This is a genomic window from Bacillus benzoevorans, from assembly GCF_014207535.1.
In the GTDB taxonomy this organism is placed as follows: Bacteria; Bacillota; Bacilli; order Bacillales; family Cytobacillaceae; genus Bacillus_BD; species Bacillus_BD benzoevorans.
The window spans coordinates 96,697-113,719 of sequence record NZ_JACHGK010000001.1 but is presented as its reverse complement, the minus strand read 5'-3'; the positions used below and the strand labels follow the sequence as shown (position 1 = coordinate 113,719).

At 39.8% G+C, this 17,023-nt stretch carries 20 protein-coding genes; 8 read left to right on the top strand and 12 right to left on the bottom strand.

Annotation, left to right across the window (positions count from 1 at the left end; translation table 11 throughout):
• Nucleotides 1–65 precede the first annotated feature (65 nt).
• From HNR53_RS00640 to mobB, 3 genes are all read right to left on the bottom strand, one after another.
• On the bottom strand, nucleotides 66–791 hold the full coding sequence (locus tag HNR53_RS00640) for a YwiC-like family protein (RefSeq protein ID WP_184521487.1): 726 nt from the start codon (nucleotides 789–791) through the stop codon (nucleotides 66–68).
• A gap of 422 nt (nucleotides 792–1,213) precedes the next feature.
• Nucleotides 1,214–1,642 (bottom strand): respiratory nitrate reductase subunit gamma, encoded by a 429-nt coding sequence (locus HNR53_RS00635; RefSeq protein ID WP_184521485.1) that lies wholly within the window; start codon nucleotides 1,640–1,642, stop codon nucleotides 1,214–1,216.
• Between the two features lie 155 nt (nucleotides 1,643–1,797).
• Nucleotides 1,798–2,319 (bottom strand): molybdopterin-guanine dinucleotide biosynthesis protein B, encoded by a 522-nt coding sequence (mobB, locus tag HNR53_RS00630; RefSeq protein WP_184521483.1) that lies wholly within the window; start codon nucleotides 2,317–2,319, stop codon nucleotides 1,798–1,800.
• A 119-nt stretch (nucleotides 2,320–2,438) separates the two neighbouring features.
• On the opposite strand from mobB, the gene ric reads away from it, so the two are divergent.
• Entirely contained in the window at nucleotides 2,439–3,134 is a 696-nt protein-coding gene (gene ric, locus HNR53_RS00625; RefSeq protein ID WP_184521481.1) for an iron-sulfur cluster repair di-iron protein, read from the top strand.
• Between the two features lie 101 nt (nucleotides 3,135–3,235).
• On the opposite strand, the gene moaA is transcribed toward ric, so the two are convergent.
• The 4 genes from moaA to HNR53_RS00605 all read right to left on the bottom strand — a co-directional run bounded on the left by moaA (nucleotide 3,236) and on the right by HNR53_RS00605 (nucleotide 6,870).
• On the bottom strand, nucleotides 3,236–4,252 hold the full coding sequence (gene moaA / locus HNR53_RS00620; RefSeq protein ID WP_221452166.1) for a GTP 3',8-cyclase MoaA: 1,017 nt from the start codon (nucleotides 4,250–4,252) through the stop codon (nucleotides 3,236–3,238).
• 204 nt (nucleotides 4,253–4,456) lie between these two features.
• The gene (locus HNR53_RS00615; RefSeq protein WP_184521480.1) at nucleotides 4,457–5,572 is read right to left on the bottom strand and encodes a TIGR04053 family radical SAM/SPASM domain-containing protein; all 1,116 of its coding nucleotides are present in this window, start codon (nucleotides 5,570–5,572) and stop codon (nucleotides 4,457–4,459) included.
• A gap of 127 nt (nucleotides 5,573–5,699) precedes the next feature.
• Nucleotides 5,700–6,008 (bottom strand): metal-sulfur cluster assembly factor, encoded by a 309-nt coding sequence (locus HNR53_RS00610; protein ID WP_184521478.1) that lies wholly within the window; start codon nucleotides 6,006–6,008, stop codon nucleotides 5,700–5,702.
• Nucleotides 6,009–6,096: 88 nt separating this feature from the next.
• Nucleotides 6,097–6,870, bottom strand: coding sequence for a prolyl oligopeptidase family serine peptidase (locus HNR53_RS00605; protein WP_184521476.1), 774 nt, complete (start codon nucleotides 6,868–6,870; stop codon nucleotides 6,097–6,099).
• A gap of 269 nt (nucleotides 6,871–7,139) precedes the next feature.
• On the opposite strand from HNR53_RS00605, the gene HNR53_RS00600 reads away from it, so the two are divergent.
• The 5 genes from HNR53_RS00600 to HNR53_RS00580 all read left to right on the top strand — a co-directional run bounded on the left by HNR53_RS00600 (nucleotide 7,140) and on the right by HNR53_RS00580 (nucleotide 9,646).
• Nucleotides 7,140–7,955 (top strand): Cof-type HAD-IIB family hydrolase, encoded by an 816-nt coding sequence (locus HNR53_RS00600; RefSeq protein ID WP_184521474.1) that lies wholly within the window; start codon nucleotides 7,140–7,142, stop codon nucleotides 7,953–7,955.
• Nucleotides 7,956–8,064: 109 nt separating this feature from the next.
• Nucleotides 8,065–8,217 (top strand): hypothetical protein, encoded by a 153-nt coding sequence (locus tag HNR53_RS00595; protein ID WP_184521472.1) that lies wholly within the window; start codon nucleotides 8,065–8,067, stop codon nucleotides 8,215–8,217.
• 2 nt (nucleotides 8,218–8,219) lie between these two features.
• A complete protein-coding gene (locus HNR53_RS00590; protein WP_184521470.1) occupies nucleotides 8,220–8,405 on the top strand; it encodes a DUF3813 domain-containing protein in 186 nt (61 codons plus the stop codon).
• A 161-nt stretch (nucleotides 8,406–8,566) separates the two neighbouring features.
• Nucleotides 8,567–9,427, top strand: coding sequence for a DegV family protein (locus HNR53_RS00585; protein ID WP_184521468.1), 861 nt, complete (start codon nucleotides 8,567–8,569; stop codon nucleotides 9,425–9,427).
• An 87-nt stretch (nucleotides 9,428–9,514) separates the two neighbouring features.
• Complete coding sequence (locus HNR53_RS00580; protein WP_184521466.1) at nucleotides 9,515–9,646, top strand: DUF3941 domain-containing protein; 132 nt, start codon at nucleotides 9,515–9,517, stop codon at nucleotides 9,644–9,646.
• A 50-nt stretch (nucleotides 9,647–9,696) separates the two neighbouring features.
• Here the strand turns inward: HNR53_RS00580 and HNR53_RS00575 are convergent, their stop codons facing one another.
• Complete coding sequence (locus HNR53_RS00575) at nucleotides 9,697–10,560, bottom strand: S1-like domain-containing RNA-binding protein (RefSeq protein WP_184521464.1); 864 nt, start codon at nucleotides 10,558–10,560, stop codon at nucleotides 9,697–9,699.
• A gap of 167 nt (nucleotides 10,561–10,727) precedes the next feature.
• Between HNR53_RS00575 and HNR53_RS00570 the strand changes: the two genes are divergently transcribed.
• Nucleotides 10,728–11,219 carry a YajQ family cyclic di-GMP-binding protein gene (locus HNR53_RS00570; protein ID WP_184521462.1) on the top strand — a complete coding sequence of 164 codons (492 nt, stop codon included), beginning with the start codon at nucleotides 10,728–10,730 and terminating at the stop codon, nucleotides 11,217–11,219.
• Nucleotides 11,220–11,275: 56 nt separating this feature from the next.
• On the opposite strand, the gene HNR53_RS00565 is transcribed toward HNR53_RS00570, so the two are convergent.
• On the bottom strand, nucleotides 11,276–12,769 hold the full coding sequence (locus tag HNR53_RS00565) for an alpha-amylase family glycosyl hydrolase (protein WP_184521460.1): 1,494 nt from the start codon (nucleotides 12,767–12,769) through the stop codon (nucleotides 11,276–11,278).
• 155 nt (nucleotides 12,770–12,924) lie between these two features.
• On the bottom strand, nucleotides 12,925–14,772 hold the full coding sequence (gene asnB / locus HNR53_RS00560; RefSeq protein ID WP_184521458.1) for an asparagine synthase (glutamine-hydrolyzing): 1,848 nt from the start codon (nucleotides 14,770–14,772) through the stop codon (nucleotides 12,925–12,927).
• 183 nt (nucleotides 14,773–14,955) lie between these two features.
• Here asnB and HNR53_RS00555 point away from each other — a divergent pair, with 183 nt between their 5' ends.
• A complete protein-coding gene (locus HNR53_RS00555; RefSeq protein WP_184522711.1) occupies nucleotides 14,956–15,516 on the top strand; it encodes a DUF2777 domain-containing protein in 561 nt (186 codons plus the stop codon).
• Nucleotides 15,517–15,863: 347 nt separating this feature from the next.
• On the opposite strand, the gene HNR53_RS00550 is transcribed toward HNR53_RS00555, so the two are convergent.
• Nucleotides 15,864–16,211 (bottom strand): YisL family protein, encoded by a 348-nt coding sequence (locus HNR53_RS00550; protein ID WP_184521456.1) that lies wholly within the window; start codon nucleotides 16,209–16,211, stop codon nucleotides 15,864–15,866.
• Nucleotides 16,212–16,406: 195 nt separating this feature from the next.
• Entirely contained in the window at nucleotides 16,407–16,952 is a 546-nt protein-coding gene (gene lepB, locus HNR53_RS00545) for a signal peptidase I (RefSeq protein WP_184521454.1), read from the bottom strand.
• Nucleotides 16,953–17,023: the final 71 nt, after the last annotated feature.

Here is a 17,023-nt window from a genome sequence, read left to right as displayed (position 1 = left end):
GCTGGAGCTGGACAATAATAAAACGGTTTGGTCTTTTTGACCAAACCGTTTTATTATTTGCTTCCCTATACCACGGTTAGAAGCCCTGTCAGTATCAGGATAAAAAATATCGCAGCGTTTACAATTTCGATAATACCTATTTTTTTTATGCTATAGGACTTACCATAAAGATAAAATGCTCTAATGAGACTCGGTAAAAGGGCTGCTGCAGCAATCCATTGACGGTCGGCAAGCAAGATGAGCGGAACAAGAACATGATAAGAAAAGGAAATCCATTTGTATACTTCGCTTTTTTTCTCCCTGATCATCGTTTTCACATAAAAAGTACAGCCGGCAAAAAACAAGAAATTTAACATAAATAATTTTATGTCAATCTCTTCTATACCGCCTTTTGCTAAATAGCTGCTAGCCAAACCTGTAATCGAAAATATGAAGATGGCCAGAAAATCATTCATCAGCGCCCGATCGTTATTGGTATAGGAAAAGTAAATATTTAATGAAAATAACGGCAGCATCAATAATCCAAACCAAATAATGCTCGGTCTTGCGAACAGCGGAATCAACAGCAGCAACAGCCCTGGAACCATATAAAATAACGTCCATTTCGTGTGAAAAGGGACTTTCTTTCCCTTGAAAATCAGGAGAAATGGATATGTTCCCAGATACATGAGTGTCCAGCCAATAAAGAAGGGGATATGCTGCCACATAAATTCAGACGCAGCAACACCTAACCAATAGGGGATAATCAGCATAGCCCAAGCTCCATGCTGTTTTGGCAAAAAAAGTTTCATGACTTTCACTCCTGACATGACAATGCTCCCTATTAATGTAGCCTTTTAAGACAATTCTGTCTATCGTAACTATAGCAAATTCTGTTTTTAAAAAAAGTGAAACATATCACATTTCAGTTCATAACTTCTTTTATATAGCTCTGTTAAACTTGGTTGTTGATTTCCGTTCCAAGCACTTCGCTTTCCGCTCATCTACGCCTGAGCCTCCTCGCCACTTCGTGCCTGCGGGGTCTCGTCTGTCTCGCTGTTCCCGCAGGACATTGAATAAGCTTCCTTGAATCCGCCCACGCACGATGAAAATGCGCTAGCATTTTCGGAGGAGTCTTCGTGCCTTCCACTCCAATCAACAAAGTCCTCCAAAATCAACATTGACTTTTAACACAGCCTTTATATAAAAAAACCGCTCGATGGATGCGGAGGTTTTACTCATGGCTTATTTTTACACTTTGCTTCCGATAATGGAATAATGGGTGCAGCATATAATTAATGTATTTCGTAAAAGAAAGCATTAATAAACAGGTTAACACTAAGATAATATGCATACGTGAGAGGACAGAGAGATTGGAAATCAGTTCCATATCAGGGTTAAGTGAGACAACACTTACCAACCACTGGAATAAATGGATTGAATCCTTGTCAAATCCATAAAATAAAAGGATGGCGATTCCTGACGCTATACTTAGAAGCATTAATCCTTTTACAGTTTTTCTAAATGCATTGCTTTTACGGTTCAACTCATTATTATTCTGAAACAATTCTGTCGTATCGCAATTCCATACAATCCCCATTGCAAAAATTACCACGACCATATAAGGATAAATCATCCATAGGAGCATTTGAAAAATCCCCAATTGAGCTCACCCCAGTCCCCATAAAATTTATAACATTCCCTTATTTTCATAGTACTATAGGACATTATAAAAAACAGTGACTAAAGTTACATTTTCGACAATTTTGTGAAAATTTTTTAACTTTTTTTCGACATTTACTACACTTGTGCTCATGTTCACTTTTTTATCACTTGACTCATGATATAATTGAGCACCCAAGCAATGGATGCAGGGTCGTTACGATGAAACACAGGGAATAAATTAACTACCTCTTCTGGTTCCTGATTTTGATAAATAACAGCAATAATATTCTTCAAATCGCTAAGCAGATGAACATCATTTCTATCGCGCAAAAATACTAACTTTGGAAAGTGCTCGTGCTTATGGCCTTCAATTAAAATGAGTTCAGGACGTAAGAGAGTCAATAAATTTATTTCTTCTTCTAACGTCCAGGCAATATTTTCTGTCTGCAGCAGCAGTCTGCCTCCTCCTTCTACAAGGGAAGCAGCGGCCCCTGAAGCAATGTGGCATGCTGAATCGGCATCTTCCACAACATTCGGCTTCCCTCCATGCCCATGATGTTTGAGGGTAACCGTTCTCACATTTTGCCTTGCTAATATGGTTAAGAGCTTATTTAAATAGGTGGTCTTACCGCTATTCTGATATCCCGTAATTTGGAATATGAACGGTTTATCCATATTTGATCAAATCCCTTCATTTTCGATCATAATCTGTGATGCACATCACCACAATATCCTCGTAAAACCGATATTCTTGATTTATGAGATTGATTATCACTAATTATGGGGGTACAAAAATGACATTACCATTTTCTAATACAACAACAGTTCGAGATATTGTCAATCAAATACCAAAAACAAGTGACGTGTTTAAAAAATACCGCATTGACTTTTGCTGCGGAGGAAACACTCCATTAGATACCGCAGTATCCCAAAGCTCCGTCAGCCTCGATGTATTAATGCATGAGCTGGCTGATGTGTATGAAAAGCACGAACAAAGTGATGACATGAAGGTTTGGCTTAACAGTTCATCTGAAGAAATCATCGACCATATCATTCATCATTATCACCTGCCGCTAAGGGAGGAATTAAACGCTTTAAGTCCTTATGTAACAAAGATTGCCCGCGTGCATGGTGAAAGACACCCTGAGCTTTTGAAAGTCCATGAACTTTTTTATGAATTAAAGAAAGACCTGACCGAACACACTCTGAAAGAGGAAGCAGAGAGCTTTCCACATATTTTAACACTGGAAAAGAATCCTGACGCGGAAAACCGCGCTGAAATTATTGAAGCCATCAAGGAACTTGAAAAAGAACATGATTTCGCTGGTACCATTCTAAAACAACTGCGATATATTACGGCTGATTATAACCTGCCACACGACGCTTGCGGAACATATACATTAGTTTTCAGACGTCTCGAAGCACTTGAGTCAGATACATTTATGCATGTTCACCTGGAAAATAACATCTTATTCCCAAGATATTTTTAATAGAAAGAAAAATGAACGCTGATTTATAGTGGAGCTGCTCCTTATAAGTCAGCGTTTCTTTTCATTTAAAATAAAAAACCCCTTTTCAGGGACTTTTTATTTTAACCGCCAATATACGACATCTCAATTTTTTTCCTTTGCCGGGCGGTTTCGGCTGTTCTTTCTTCAGAATACCGGTCTGTTCTTCCATTCCAAATTTCAATAATCCTCGCTCTGATTTCCTCGTCACTGGCACCATTCCGCATAAAATCACGAATGTCGTACCCGTTGCCATTAAACAGGCAGGTATAAATCTGGCCGTTCGCCGAAAGACGGGATCTGGTACAGGTAGAACAGAAGGCTTCGGATACAGAGGTAATAAACCCAACTTCCACCCCATTATCCGTATAGATATAGCGTTTAGCCACTTCTCCGTAATAATTCGGATTAGCAGGCTGCATATCAAAATGACTTTTGAGAATTTGATATATTTCCTTTTTCGTAATGACATCATCCATTTTCCAGCCATTTGTGCTGCCAACATCCATAAATTCAATAAAGCGCAGATGAAGTCCATGGTCTTTACAGAACTGAGCCATTGGAATAATTTCATGATCATTCAGGCCCTTTTTAACTACCATATTAATTTTTATTTCTAAACCAGCTTTTTTTGCAGCCATGATCCCTTTCAAAACAGGCTTAGTCCCAACCTGACGACCGTTAATCTCGCCGAATAATGCATCATTTAATGTATCAAGACTGATATTGACCCGTTTTAAACCGGCAGCCTTCAGTTCCTTGGCATATTTTGGCAGATAGACCCCGTTGGTTGTTAAACCGATATCCTTTACCCCTTCAATTGAAGCGATCTTTTTCACCAAAATATGGACATCATTACGCAGCAAAGGCTCCCCTCCAGTAAGGCGAATCTTTTCTACACCTAATCCAACGAAAATAGTCGCAATCCGTTCTATTTCTTCGAAAGATAACAACTCACTTTTAGGTAAAAAAGCAAAATCGGGACCAAACAAATCAGCCGGCATACAATACTGACAACGGAAGTTGCAGCGGTCGATGATTGAAATACGCAGATCTCTTAACGGTCGATTTAATGTATCGGTAACCTTTTTTATTTGCATGTGTATCAACCCCTTTAAAAGAGTGCCATACCCTATATTATCAGCGATTTTGTTTTTTTTATGTTACTTTTATCACAATACCCCTATAGTGCTTTCACATTTATGGCATTCATCCTGTGTCCCTTTGATACATTTTCTTATAAAAGGAGGCTGTGTTTTTTTCCAAAAAGGCAAAAACACAGCCGTATCAGTAAGGATTATGATTTAAACTTTTTTTCTCAGTGCTTTCGGTATATAGACACAAAACGGTTCGCTTTCTAGATAATCACCGGTCATTGCATAGGCGCGTGACCTTGAACCGCCGCACACATTTCTGAATTCGCAGACACCGCATTTCCCTTTATATTTATCAGGATTACGTAAATCCTGCAAAATAGGAGATTCTCGATAAATTTCAGAAAGCGTTTTTTCCCGGACATTGCCCACTTTTATTGGAAGCAGACCGCTTGGATATACCTCTCCAATATGAGAAATAAAGATAAAGCCATTGCCATCATTAACACCCTTCGGTGCCCTGCCAAGACCGTCAATGGAACCGGTCATTCCTTTCTCAGTTAAAGCGTCTAAATATTGGATTTCATCTTTCTGTTGTTTCATTTCCTTCTTTTTCTGCTGAATGACAACACGGCGGTAATGCTGCGCGGCTGTTGTTTTAATATCAAACGGGACCCTTTTACTTAATTGATATAACCATTGAAATACTCTCTCATGCTCAACTGGAGAAATCATATCCTTTTCCAGCCCTCTTCCTGTAGGTACAAGGAAAAAGACACTCCACAGGACACAGCCCAATTCTTCCACTAATGACGCCATTTCATCTAAATACTCCAGATTATAACGGGAAATCGTCGTATTAATTTGAATGGGAATTTCTAATTCATGTAAATACTTGATCCGTTCCATCGTCAAAGCAAATGAACCTTCTGTTCCACGGAAATGATCATGGATTTGTGCATTATGTCCGTCAAGACTGAAAGCCCACCGTGACAGACCCACTTCTTTTGCTTTTTCAATCGCTTCCTTTGTTACATTAGGTGTTGCACTAGGCGTCATTGATACACGGACACCCTTTTGTACAGCGTAGGAGGCAATATCAAAAACATCTTCCCTCATTAAAGGATCCCCGCCGGTAAATACCAGCAATGGGTTATTCATATCATATATTTGATCAACTAATTTTTTTCCTTCTGCAAAGGTTAGCTCCCTTGGATCTCTCGAGAGCTGTGCTTCTGCACGGCAATGTAAACAATGCAGCTGGCACGCTCTAGTTAATTCCCATATCACAATAAATGGATCTTTATTAAAATCCCGATTAAACATATCTGCTTCCCTCCGATCGTTCACGGTAAAAATAACGAATACTATACCACTTATAAATTATAATGGATGAAAACCGTGAACAAAGTGAGGCAACTCACAGATTATCATTATCATTCGGTACAATAATTCACTTGATTCCGAGTGCTATTTTTGCATAGCGGGACATCATATCTTTTGACCATGGCGGATTCCAGACAATATTCACCATCGTATCCTTCACTTCCGGAATATCGCTGACTGCATTTTTCACTTGGTCAACAATCATACCGGCAAGCGGGCATCCCATTGAAGTTAACGTCATGTCAACGGTCAAAACCCCCTCGTCATTCAATTTCAGATCATATACTAATCCTAAATTGACGATATCAATCCCAATCTCAGGGTCTACTACTAATTCTAAAGCCCCTAATATATTTTCCTTTAAGGCTTCATCCATTCTATTCATCTCCCCGAAAATAAATACTGAACTTACTTCAGCTTAACCCAAAATATTCAAAAATCCACCGTGGCAGCCATGTTGCTTTTTACACTAGGAATGTATCAAACCAATCGACCGTTTTGAGTAAACCTTCCCTGCTGACTTTATGACCTGATTTATCATCAATAATAAAGTGCAATTTTTCCGGTGTTTTTTTGTAAAGAGGTTTAACTTTTTCATAAAAATCATACGTATAAGAAAATGGGACAATATGATCCTGCTTGCCGTGCCAAAATAATAATGGGCGGTTATCAAGAGATTCAGGATGCTTACTTAAATCAACCGGCTTTAGCTTTTCAAGCATGGCATTTATTTCTTCTTGCTGAATCGGGAGTTTAATCCCTTGTTGTTTCAGCATTTCCAGCTGCCAGAGGGCATATTTTTCATATTGCGGCATCCCCATTAAACTCACAGCAGCTTTTATCCACTGATACCGTGTCAGTGACCCAAGCGTAACCATACCGCCCATTGAGGTTCCAACAAGCCCGATTCGATTTGCATCAATTAGATTTGCACTGTCAAAATACTGGCGCAGGATATCCAGTTCATCAATCGTCTGAAGCACTATATTCCAAAAGTTAAGCGCTATTTCTTCTGTTTTCAGCCCTTCCGCATGTCTTTCACCATGATATGCCGCCTCCGGAAGAACCACACGAAACCCCTTTTCTGCAAGCAAATAAGCGTAATGCAGATTATGCTCTTTAGCACTTGTAAAGCCATGCACAAACATGACAAATGGAAGCTTGTCATAAAGAAGCTCCCTATTTACTATATGTAAAACAGGGATCTGTTCGACACACCTATTTTCAACAATAATCACAGTCTAAATCCTCCGTTCTTTTGAAAAAATAATATAATTTTACAATCCAAAAGCAGAAGGTTAACAATATCCTGCTAAGATAAACATATTTCGTAGTAAAACATTATATCATGGTTCAAAAAATATAGCTTTTTCTAACCATCACAGTTCCAAGTGTAACATGTGGACAATTCAATTCCAAAAAGATTAAACTAATAAGACTAGCGGAAGTTGTTTAAAGTTTAGGCTTTACGATTATGATGCAGCTGCATTATTGGAGGGAGAGTCATATGGATAAACATTTAATTGCGCTCGACTTAGATGGAACGTTATTAAAGGATGATAAAACCATTTCCGATAAAACAAAAAAAGTGATCAGCAAAGCAAAAGAACAAGGACACATCGTCATGATCGCAACCGGTCGTCCATTTCGCTCCTCAGAAATGTACTACCGCGAGCTAAATTTAGATACACCGATTGTGAATTTTAACGGTGCATTCGTTCATCATCCAAAGGATCACAGCTGGGGATTTTACCACTCTCCACTTGAAATATCTGTAGCCAAGGATATTGTGGATGCCTGTAATTCATTTCAATTTTACAATATTATTGCCGAAGTCATTGACGATGTTTACCTTCACTACCATGATGAAAAACTGCTTGATTTGTTGAGCTTTGGTGATCCTCATATCACAACCGGCGATTTGCGTAAATTTCTAAATGCCTCCCCAACCAGCATGCTCATTCACTCTGAGGAGAATCAAGTGAAGAAAATACGCCGTTATTTAGCTGATGTCCATGCAGAGGTAATTGAACAACGCAGCTGGGGTGCACCTTTTCCAGTAATCGAAATCATTAAACGAGGACTGAATAAAGCAGTGGGGATCAAGCATACCTCAGAATATTTTAATATTCCTCCTTCGAGAATCATCGCTTTCGGAGATGAAGACAATGATTTAGAAATGCTGGAATATGCAGGCTGCGGCGTAGCTATGGGAAATGGGATTGATGAAGCTAAAAATATCGCCAATGATGTAACCTTTACAAATGAAGAAGACGGCGTCGCTTATTATTTAAATGATTTATTAAACCTGAATGCCATTTGATTTTTCTACTATGCTTTTTCCAACATTTCCCCTCCTATTCTTGATAAAATAGAACATACTATTAGTGAAGCTCATATAAGCTTCAAACTCTTTTTTGGAGGGGATTCATATGGGTAAACGTAACAAATCAAAACGTTTTGTACAGCAAGGTGTTGACTCGGTTTCAAAACATGCTGCGCGTATCCCTTATCACATGACCTATGCTGAGGCTGAGGCTTTTAAAATGGCCAATGTGAACGAATCTTCACGTGGAGGTATTTAGCAATGGGAAACAGACTTTTTCAGGAAGCACGCCTCTTTGTTGACTTAGCGAAGAATTGTGATTCCTATAATAAGCCAGAAGCTGTTGCTAAAGCCAAAAATGCCCTGTCTTCAGCGTGGGCCAACACGACCCCTGCTGAACAAGAGCAGCTCCACGAACTGCAAAAAGAGTTAGACAGCCTATCATAGATGTTTGAACAAAAACAAAGCTGACATCCTCGTCAGCTTTGTTTTTTTCTCCCTAGGATATTTCTTTAATCAGAAATCATTAAATGTTACACTTAAATATATGATTTATCAGCTTCGGTACCAATTTGTTTCCCATTAAATTGACTGAGAAGGTGATTCCCATGACTGTTAAAATTTTGACTGACAGCGGCTGTGACTTACCATTACACTTTTATGAAGCAAACCAAATTACCTTATTCCCTTTAAAGGTTTTATTGAATGAGATTGAGTACGAGGATCAGGTTACCATTAAACCAAAAACGATCTATGATGAAATCCGCAATGGCCAGCAGCCAAAAACATCCCAGGTATCACCGCTTACCTTTGAAAAAACGTTTACAGAAATGGCGCAAAATAATGAACAAGGAATCTATATTGCCTTTTCCTCACAATTATCAGGAACCTATCAAACGGCTGTCATGATTTTAGAGCAGATAAAAGAAACTTATCCCGATTTTCAATTCACGATCATGGATACGAAATGCGCTTCCCTCGGTCAAGGACTAGTGGTCATGGAGGCAGCCCGTTTAGCAAAGGAAAACGCAGCCCTTGAGGATATCGTCAACAAAACTACCTTCCTTGCCTCCCACATGGAGCATTTATTTACAGTCGAAGATCTGGATTATTTAGCAAAGGGAGGCCGCGTTTCAAAAGCTTCAGCGTTTCTTGGCGGTTTATTAAATATCAAGCCGCTTTTAAATGTAGAGGACGGAAAGCTCGTTCCAATAGAAAAAATACGCGGGAAGAAGAAACTGCTCCGCCGGATCATTGAGATAATGTCAGAACGCGGAGTACACTTAGACCAGCAAACAATAGGCATCAGCCACGCAGATGATCCTGAAACAGCCGCAGAAATGAAGAAATTAATTGAGGAAGCATTTGCTGCGAAAAACGTATTGATCACTGATATTGGGGCGGTCATCGGTTCCCACACAGGTCCAGGAACGATTGCGATCTTTTTCTTAAACGCTCAGCCTTCTTAAACCAATTGGTAAAAATATGCGGACATACTCCTGGTCATCTTGGCAGAAAATAAGCTTGCATGCCAATGATGGAAAGGAGTTTTTTATATGCCGCATACATCAGATAATGATAAAAAAGCAACAGACCATAACGCTATTCGCATGGAGAAGAATATGCTCCGGGAAAAAAACCGCAAAGCCGGGAAAAACCAATATTCAAAGAAAACAAATCACCTATAGGACAGCAAAGGGTTGGGTTCCATAAGGGAGCCTAACCCTTTTATATATCTTTATTTCCCTTTTATATAAGTCCAGCCTTCTTCCTGATAGACTTTGCCTTCCTTCATTAACCGGCCGAGGGCACGTTTAAATGAAGCTTTACTCATATGGAATTTCTCCTGAATATCATCTGGCATGCTCTTATCCCAATAGGGCATAGCACCGTTCCGCTCGTTTAAAACCGAAAGGATCTGCTCAGCATCTACGTCGAGGGCCTCTTCCTTCCGTGGAAGCAGAGAAACATTTACCGTTCCATCTTCTTTTACATCAATAATTCTGCCTTCAACCTTTTGTCCAAGCCTTGGTTCTTTGCGCCGCTGTGATTCATGAATAAAGCCTTTATACCCTTCCGCGGTAAAAATCCAGCTTCCGACCTTCGCTGTCCGGTACACATACCCATGAACACTTTTATTAAAAACAGCCCGCTCTGCCTTTTGCGCATGTGCCTCAACAACGGGATCTGTTGCCAGCTTCACGTAAAGACGGTTATTTTTATTGACTCTTAAGGTGATAAATAAGACGTCACCTATCGTAGGCCAAACACTGCTGTGGACCGGCAAATCCTCTTCACCCAGAAGCATATCCTTTTGAATCCCAATATCAACAAACACCCCAAGCCCCGGATTGACGTCACTTACAACAGCCCAGTCATATACCCCAACTGTAATTTTCGGGATCGTAGTCGTAGCCGTAACTCTCCCCCTGGAATCAGTGTATAAAAATACGTCCACCTTTTCATTTAATGCCAACTCTTGATTTGTTTCGTTTTTATGCAGCAGCACATCCTCTGTACCATCTGTTAAAAAATAGCCAAAGTCAGCTTCCCTTGCCACCTCTAATGAAATGGTCTGACCGATAAATTCCTGCAATGACACAAAAACCTCCTCCTTCCATACAAGCTCATTTATGTGAAGATAAAACTTGTCATATATTACCGGATGTTGTCTCAACTGCTATATTTTACTATAATTGAATCGTAAAGGAAAATCACCTATTGATGTTGAAATATTACGTAAATATGAAAGAATAATGGAGGTATATTATGGCTAAAGAAGCTTCTTTTGATATTGTTTCAAACGTTGACTTTGCAGAGGTTACAAATGCGATCCAACTTGCGTTGAAGGAAATTCAAACCCGTTACGATTTTAAAGGCAGTAAGAGCGGCATTTCGCTGGATAAAGAGGAATTAGTTCTTGTTTCGGATGACGAGTACAAATTAGATCAGGTAAAGGACGTCCTCTTCAGCAAATTATTTAAGCGCGGTGTACCTGTGAAAAACCTTGATTACGGTAAAGTTGAAAAAGCCAGCGGCGGTACGGTCAGACAAAGGGCCAAGCTTGTTCAAGGGATTGATAAAGAAAATGCCAAGATCATTAACACCTTGATTAAAAACAGCGGCATTAAAGTCAAAAGTCAAGTTCAAGATGACCAAATCCGCGTGACAGGCAAAAGCCGCGATGATCTCCAGAAAATTATTCAGGCTGTTAAAGAAGCTGATTTAACGGTAGATGTACAATTTGTCAATTACCGATAGAAAAAAGGATGGAACCTGATTCCATCCTTTTTGTTTACTCTCTATTCCTATCACTATTACCTTCTTGCATTCGCCTTTGACTTTCTCCACACGAGGATCATGAAGATGGTAAAGGACAGCAGAACAGCTGACATGGCAAGGATATAGGAAATATTGATGCCCGTTTTTTCACTCAGAACATAAATTTCTGACATGTCACGGTCAATTGTAATCATGTATGTTTTATCAGCACTGCGGACAAGACCGCCATTTAACAGCCCTCTCAATTCCTTTTCATTTTCAAGCTCACCAGCAGAAAGGCTAATCGTTTGGGTCTTACTAGAATTGTTTATCGCAATAACTGTCGTTTCATCCTCGTACACCCGCTTATATACGACCGCTCCATCCTTATCATATAAAACTTCCATGGTTCCCCTAGTTAAAGAAGGCAGTTTAGAGCGCAATTCTCCTATTTGGGCTATATAATCATAAAGCTCCTTATCCGTGCGAAAATTCATTTGGTCATGGTTTTTTGTGCCGCTGCCGCCATCAAGGGCAATTTCACTTCCGTAGTAGACAAGCGGTACCCCCGGAACCGTATATGTTAGTGTCAAGGCCTGTTTCCAGCGCGGTCCGGGATGTTCATTTTTCTTAATGACATCATGGGTAAAGCGGACAATATTTTCATTGTCCATAAAATTTGCTGACATTGCGGCATCCTGCTCATCTTTTCCCAGCTGTTTCATTGAGGAGAATAGACTGCTAAAGGAATGATCCGGCTGCACAAAGGTCTTTTTTAACTCTTTATTCAATGGATAATTCATCCAGCCATCAAAGCCTGCGCCTGCATAGACAGCCAGCTCTTCAGGGCCGCTTATTTTCTCATCTCCGAGCAAATAAAAGTCCTCTTTGAGCTTTTTCATTTCCTTAGTGAAATCAATCCAGAATTGCATTGGTACATGATTCACAGAAAGCAGGCGGTATCCGTCAATATCTGTTTCTTTTATCCACCATTGAGCGGCATCCATCATATATTGCTTCGTTTCTGGATTGTCCAAATTGAGTGCTGGCAGTTCTGAGGCTTCTGTCGCGATAAACCAAGCCTGTTTATCAGCATCAGCCAGAAAAGGATGATGCGGTCCAACATGGTATACATCTAGATCGAGCATGATCTTCATATCCCGTTTATGTACTTCTTTCACTAACGTTTTAAACTGTGCCAGTGTACCAAAGTGTTCATCCGTTTTATAAAAATCATTAACCCAGAAACCGTGGTATCCCCCACCTTCATTAGCAAAAACCGGTGATAGTGCAATCGTAGTAAATCCCATATCCCGGATGTAATCCAGCCGGCTGATAATCCCTGCAAAATCTCCGCCATGATAGGCATGCTGATCATTCATATCAACATCGGTATCATTTGTTTGACTGCCATTAAGAAACCTATCAATCATCAAATAATAGATACTCTCATCCTGCCATTTCCGTTCTTCTTTTTCAGTTGCCGCTGCCGGAAGGACATTTTGAAAAGTAAGCAGAATGAGTACAAGAAGCAAACCTCCCCGTTTCATCTTCCAATCCCCCTTTACGAATCTCTTTATAAAGTTAAGTAAATATTCAAACATATCTCTATTAGATTAGCCTTTCGCTTATGCTCCCGTCAATCTTAAAAAATCGAAACAAAAGAAAAAACCCAACGAATGCCGGGTTTCGTTCAAGCCATATATTAATCTGTAATGTTTATCCCATAATCCGCGAACCAATAATGAAATTGAACCAGATAAGCCAGCAGCTGCGGTCCTGTCATTAATTGCCCATACCAAGGAACCGTAAACGATGCACCCTCCGTAAGGACAATCTCATGAAGTTTTTCTTGATTAAAAAATTCATATAACGCCGACTGACGATCCGCTAGAACGCTCTCCAGCATTCCTTTGACAATTTTTCGGTAAAGAGGGTGATGAGTTTTGGGATAAGGACTTTTCTTTCTGTATAGAACTTCATTTGGCAGCAGCCCCTCCATAGCTTTACGGAATATGCCTTTTTCTCGATTCCCGTACATTTTCATTCCCCACGGAACATTCCACACATATTCAACTAAACGATGATCGGCAAATGGAACCCGCACTTCAAGACTTGCCCCCATACTCATCCGGTCTTTTCTGTCTAATAATGTCGTCATAAAAGAAAGCATATTGATATAAAATAACTGCCTTCTTTGCATCTCCTGCGGACTTTCCCCATCCAATAATGGTGTCTCCGCTATCAATTCTTCATATTTACCTAATGAATATTCCTCGAGCTTTAACTGTGTTCGCCAATGGTTTTTAAGCAAACCTTGCCGTTCCGGAGCGGAGCGCATCCAAGGAAAACCCGTTCTGCCAGATTCCCCGAGCCGGTGAAACCATGGATAGCCGCCAAATATTTCATCCGCACATTCTCCTGACAAACTGACAACAAAATCCTTCTTGATTTCGCGGCAGAACCAGAGAAGCGAAGAATCAATATCCGCCATTCCCGGTAAATCCCGGAAATGGACAGCTTCAATTAAATGCTCTGCCAGCTGCTCTTGTGTAATGACTAACGCGTGATGAGTGGTTTTGAAAGTGTCCGTTATGAGTTTAATATATTCACCATCTGAATTAGGCTGATAATCATTTGCTGTAAAAAATTGTTCATTTTCTTCATAATCAATCGAATAGGTATGCAGACTTCCCTTTCCTTCGTTAGCATAAGCATTAGCGGCAATCGCTGTAATCGCACTGGAATCAACCCCGCCTGATAGAAAGGTACATAACGGAACATCTGAAACAAGCTGCCGTTTCACAGCATCCGTAAAGAGAAAGCGGATCTTTTCCACTGTTTCGGCAGTTGTATCGTGATGTTGTTCACTTTTAACATTCCAATAACGCCATATTTTCAAGCCATTGCGTGAAAATGTCAATGCATGAGCAGGGCGAAGCTCCTTTATTCCCTTGAATACTCCCGTTCCCGGAGATCGTGCCGGACCTAGTCCAAACACTTCAGCAAGTCCTTCCCTCGTAATCTCACTTTTGACATCAGGATGAGCCAGGATTGCTTTCAATTCAGAGCCAAAGATCAGTCCTGAAGCTGTTTCATAAAAGAAAAGCGGTTTAACCCCAAGCCGATCGCGCCCGATAAACATTAAATCGCGCTCAGAATCCCAAACGGCAAAGGCAAATATACCATTTAAATATTCAAGGCATTTTTCTTTCCATTCTATATAGGCAGCTAATAGAACTTCAGTATCAGAATGACCGTTAAACGAATATCCTTTTAGTAGCAACTGTTTTCTGATATCTTCTGTATTGTATAGCTCACCATTATAGCAAATCGTATACGAATAGCTATCCTTCCGCCTGACCATCGGCTGTTTTCCGTGCAATGGGTCAACAACAACCAGTCTTTTATGACCAAATCCGGCATGCAGATCTGTCCATATGTTTGTATCATCCGGTCCTCTTTTCGCTAAAGTTTCCGCCATTTTCTCAAGGGTTGCTTTCTCGTTTTTAATATTCTTCTGATAATCTATCCATCCTGTTATACCGCACATAGTTGCTCATCCTTTCTTTGCGGAACTTTTCGAAGCTTTAGTTTCTGTATAATCTATGCAGCTCCATGAAAAATGGTTATTCGTCCCGATTTGCGTGTTTAAATCAAGATGTTTTTGTACAGAAATAGATATGCGGATACTCCCTTAAAATCATAGGGTTCTCTATATGGAGGTTTATGAATGATGAATCAACAGCAGCGAACAGATTTACTTGAATTACAGCAGCGTTCCTATACGGAAGGGACGGTTGAATATATCAATCATCAATGGGTGTTTTTTGAACATGAGACAGAAGAAGCGTTATCATTAGATGATTGGATATATAGGGAAATTGAGGTGTTCCGTTTAAAAAGATGGCGGAAAGGATTATTGCAAGAACAAGGAAAAATCAGCCTTGGCAAAGAAATCATTCTTTTGAAAGACCAGGATATGGTCAGAATCAGAAAAGATCTTATCTTTTCCTTAGAAAGGCTGCTGCAGGAAGTAAATGATGATGCTTTCTTTCAATTTGTGACCAATTTAAATGCAATGGATTTTTCTGTTTACGATTGCATTTATTGCTATAATCACTTAATCTTTTTTGAAGACAGCAGCCAGAAAAGCGGGGTAAATTTTATTGTCTTTGATAATGGCGATTCCATCTGCAGTGTCCATCATCATTTTTACTACAATAAAAACACCAGCGACCGCTTTGAATTCACCTTAAATACAGGAAAAAGGATGGTCATTGAAAAAATTGGCTAAATCAACTGTTGAAAAAGTTATTTTAAATAAAGGCTCTGTTAAACTTGGTTGTTGATTTCCGTTCCAGGCACTTCGCTTTCCGCGGGCGACCGCCGAGCCTCCTCGCCACTTCGTGCCTGCGGGGTCTCGTCTGTCTCGCTATTCCCGCAGGACATTGAATAAGCTTCCTCGAATCCGCCCACGCACGATGAAAATGCGCTAGCATTTTCGGAGGAGTCTTCGTGCCTTCCACTCCAATCAACAAAGTCCTCCAAAATCAACATTGACCTTTAACACAGCTTAAATAAAAAAGTCAGTCTTCAGATTAAGAAGACTGACTTTTTTCATATTAAAGCCGAAGCGAACGGTTAGAAAGCACGCATTGGCAGTGTATATCCTAAATAAACAACGATGGCAAACGCAACCACAAGCAATCCCCAGAAAACTCCTGTCGGTTGTTTTTTCACCGCCCGGCTGAGAATCATTTCAAAGAATCCAATTACTACGATACCGAAAACAGCTTTCATGATATATGTAAAGTTCACATTTATGCTAAAAAGCAACTGCGCCCCGGTGATAATAATGAAAAGATAGAATACACGCAGGATCCTTTGCACTGTCTTAAACCCATGTTGTTTTCCCTGTTTATTCAAGCTAAAAGCAATAATGAATAAAATAATTGCTAGTACCCATGATGTTATATGTGCATGAAGCATTATAATTCTCCCCTCTCTATAATCCAATCGAATCCATCATACCATATCATCTTTTAAAAACCTATTTATATGATTTTTATACAGGAAAGTTAATTATCACATAAATGAATTCTAACAAAGCTTCAATGATATAAAATAAAAGGCTGAGTTACAAGCTCCACACCGTTCCCCTTTGGACTTAGCCAGCTATTCGTTTTACTTTGGCCAGCCAATCTTCTGCAATGGATAAAAGCGAAATTTCACTTCTCCATTAACTGACTTTTCGGAAATAAAGCCGAAATAACGACTGTCCTTGCTGTATAAACGGTTATCCCCCATGACAAATAAAGACCCTTGTGGCACTTTTGCCTCTCCTGTCATTTCTTCCAAAGTAAAATCGCCTGTAAGTTTATCTAGTAAAGTATTTTCTTTATTCTTCTCCAGATACGGCTCTACCATTGCCTTTCCGTTGATATAAAGAATGTCATCCTTAACTTCAACACTGTCCCCCGGAAGCCCGATAACCCGCTTAACATAATGTTCATCTGCGTCCGGGGCATCAAAGACAATCATATCAAAGCGCTCAATTTCAGAGGTTTTGCTTATAATCAGCCGATCCTGGTCCTGAAAAGCCGGCTCCATCGATTCCCCGTGAACAGTTGTAGGAGAAAATAAAAAACTGCGGCAAAGAAAAGCAATGATAAAGGCAAAAGCCAATGATTTAATCCATGAGTATATTTCTTTTTTTGTACTTTCCTGCACAACGACGCCTCCCCAATATATGATTTCTTTATTATACCTTATATTGGAAGCTGGGAACTTTAAAATATTGT

Coding starts and splice junctions, on each gene's coding strand:
- HNR53_RS00640 (WP_184521487.1), bottom strand. CDS start 791: ATGAAACTTTTTTTGCCAAAACAGCATGGAGCTTGGGCTATGCTGATT.
- mobB (WP_184521483.1), bottom strand. CDS start 2,319: ATGGATAAACCGTTCATATTCCAAATTACGGGATATCAGAATAGCGGT.
- ric (WP_184521481.1), top strand. CDS start 2,439: ATGACATTACCATTTTCTAATACAACAACAGTTCGAGATATTGTCAAT.
- moaA (WP_221452166.1), bottom strand. CDS start 4,252: ATGCAAATAAAAAAGGTTACCGATACATTAAATCGACCGTTAAGAGAT.
- HNR53_RS00615 (WP_184521480.1), bottom strand. CDS start 5,572: ATGTTTAATCGGGATTTTAATAAAGATCCATTTATTGTGATATGGGAA.
- HNR53_RS00610 (WP_184521478.1), bottom strand. CDS start 6,008: ATGGATGAAGCCTTAAAGGAAAATATATTAGGGGCTTTAGAATTAGTA.
- HNR53_RS00600 (WP_184521474.1), top strand. CDS start 7,140: ATGGATAAACATTTAATTGCGCTCGACTTAGATGGAACGTTATTAAAG.
- HNR53_RS00595 (WP_184521472.1), top strand. CDS start 8,065: ATGGGTAAACGTAACAAATCAAAACGTTTTGTACAGCAAGGTGTTGAC.
- HNR53_RS00590 (WP_184521470.1), top strand. CDS start 8,220: ATGGGAAACAGACTTTTTCAGGAAGCACGCCTCTTTGTTGACTTAGCG.
- HNR53_RS00585 (WP_184521468.1), top strand. CDS start 8,567: ATGACTGTTAAAATTTTGACTGACAGCGGCTGTGACTTACCATTACAC.
- HNR53_RS00580 (WP_184521466.1), top strand. CDS start 9,515: ATGCCGCATACATCAGATAATGATAAAAAAGCAACAGACCATAACGCT.
- HNR53_RS00570 (WP_184521462.1), top strand. CDS start 10,728: ATGGCTAAAGAAGCTTCTTTTGATATTGTTTCAAACGTTGACTTTGCA.
- HNR53_RS00565 (WP_184521460.1), bottom strand. CDS start 12,769: ATGAAACGGGGAGGTTTGCTTCTTGTACTCATTCTGCTTACTTTTCAA.
- asnB (WP_184521458.1), bottom strand. CDS start 14,772: ATGTGCGGTATAACAGGATGGATAGATTATCAGAAGAATATTAAAAAC.
- HNR53_RS00555 (WP_184522711.1), top strand. CDS start 14,956: ATGAATCAACAGCAGCGAACAGATTTACTTGAATTACAGCAGCGTTCC.
- HNR53_RS00550 (WP_184521456.1), bottom strand. CDS start 16,211: ATGCTTCATGCACATATAACATCATGGGTACTAGCAATTATTTTATTC.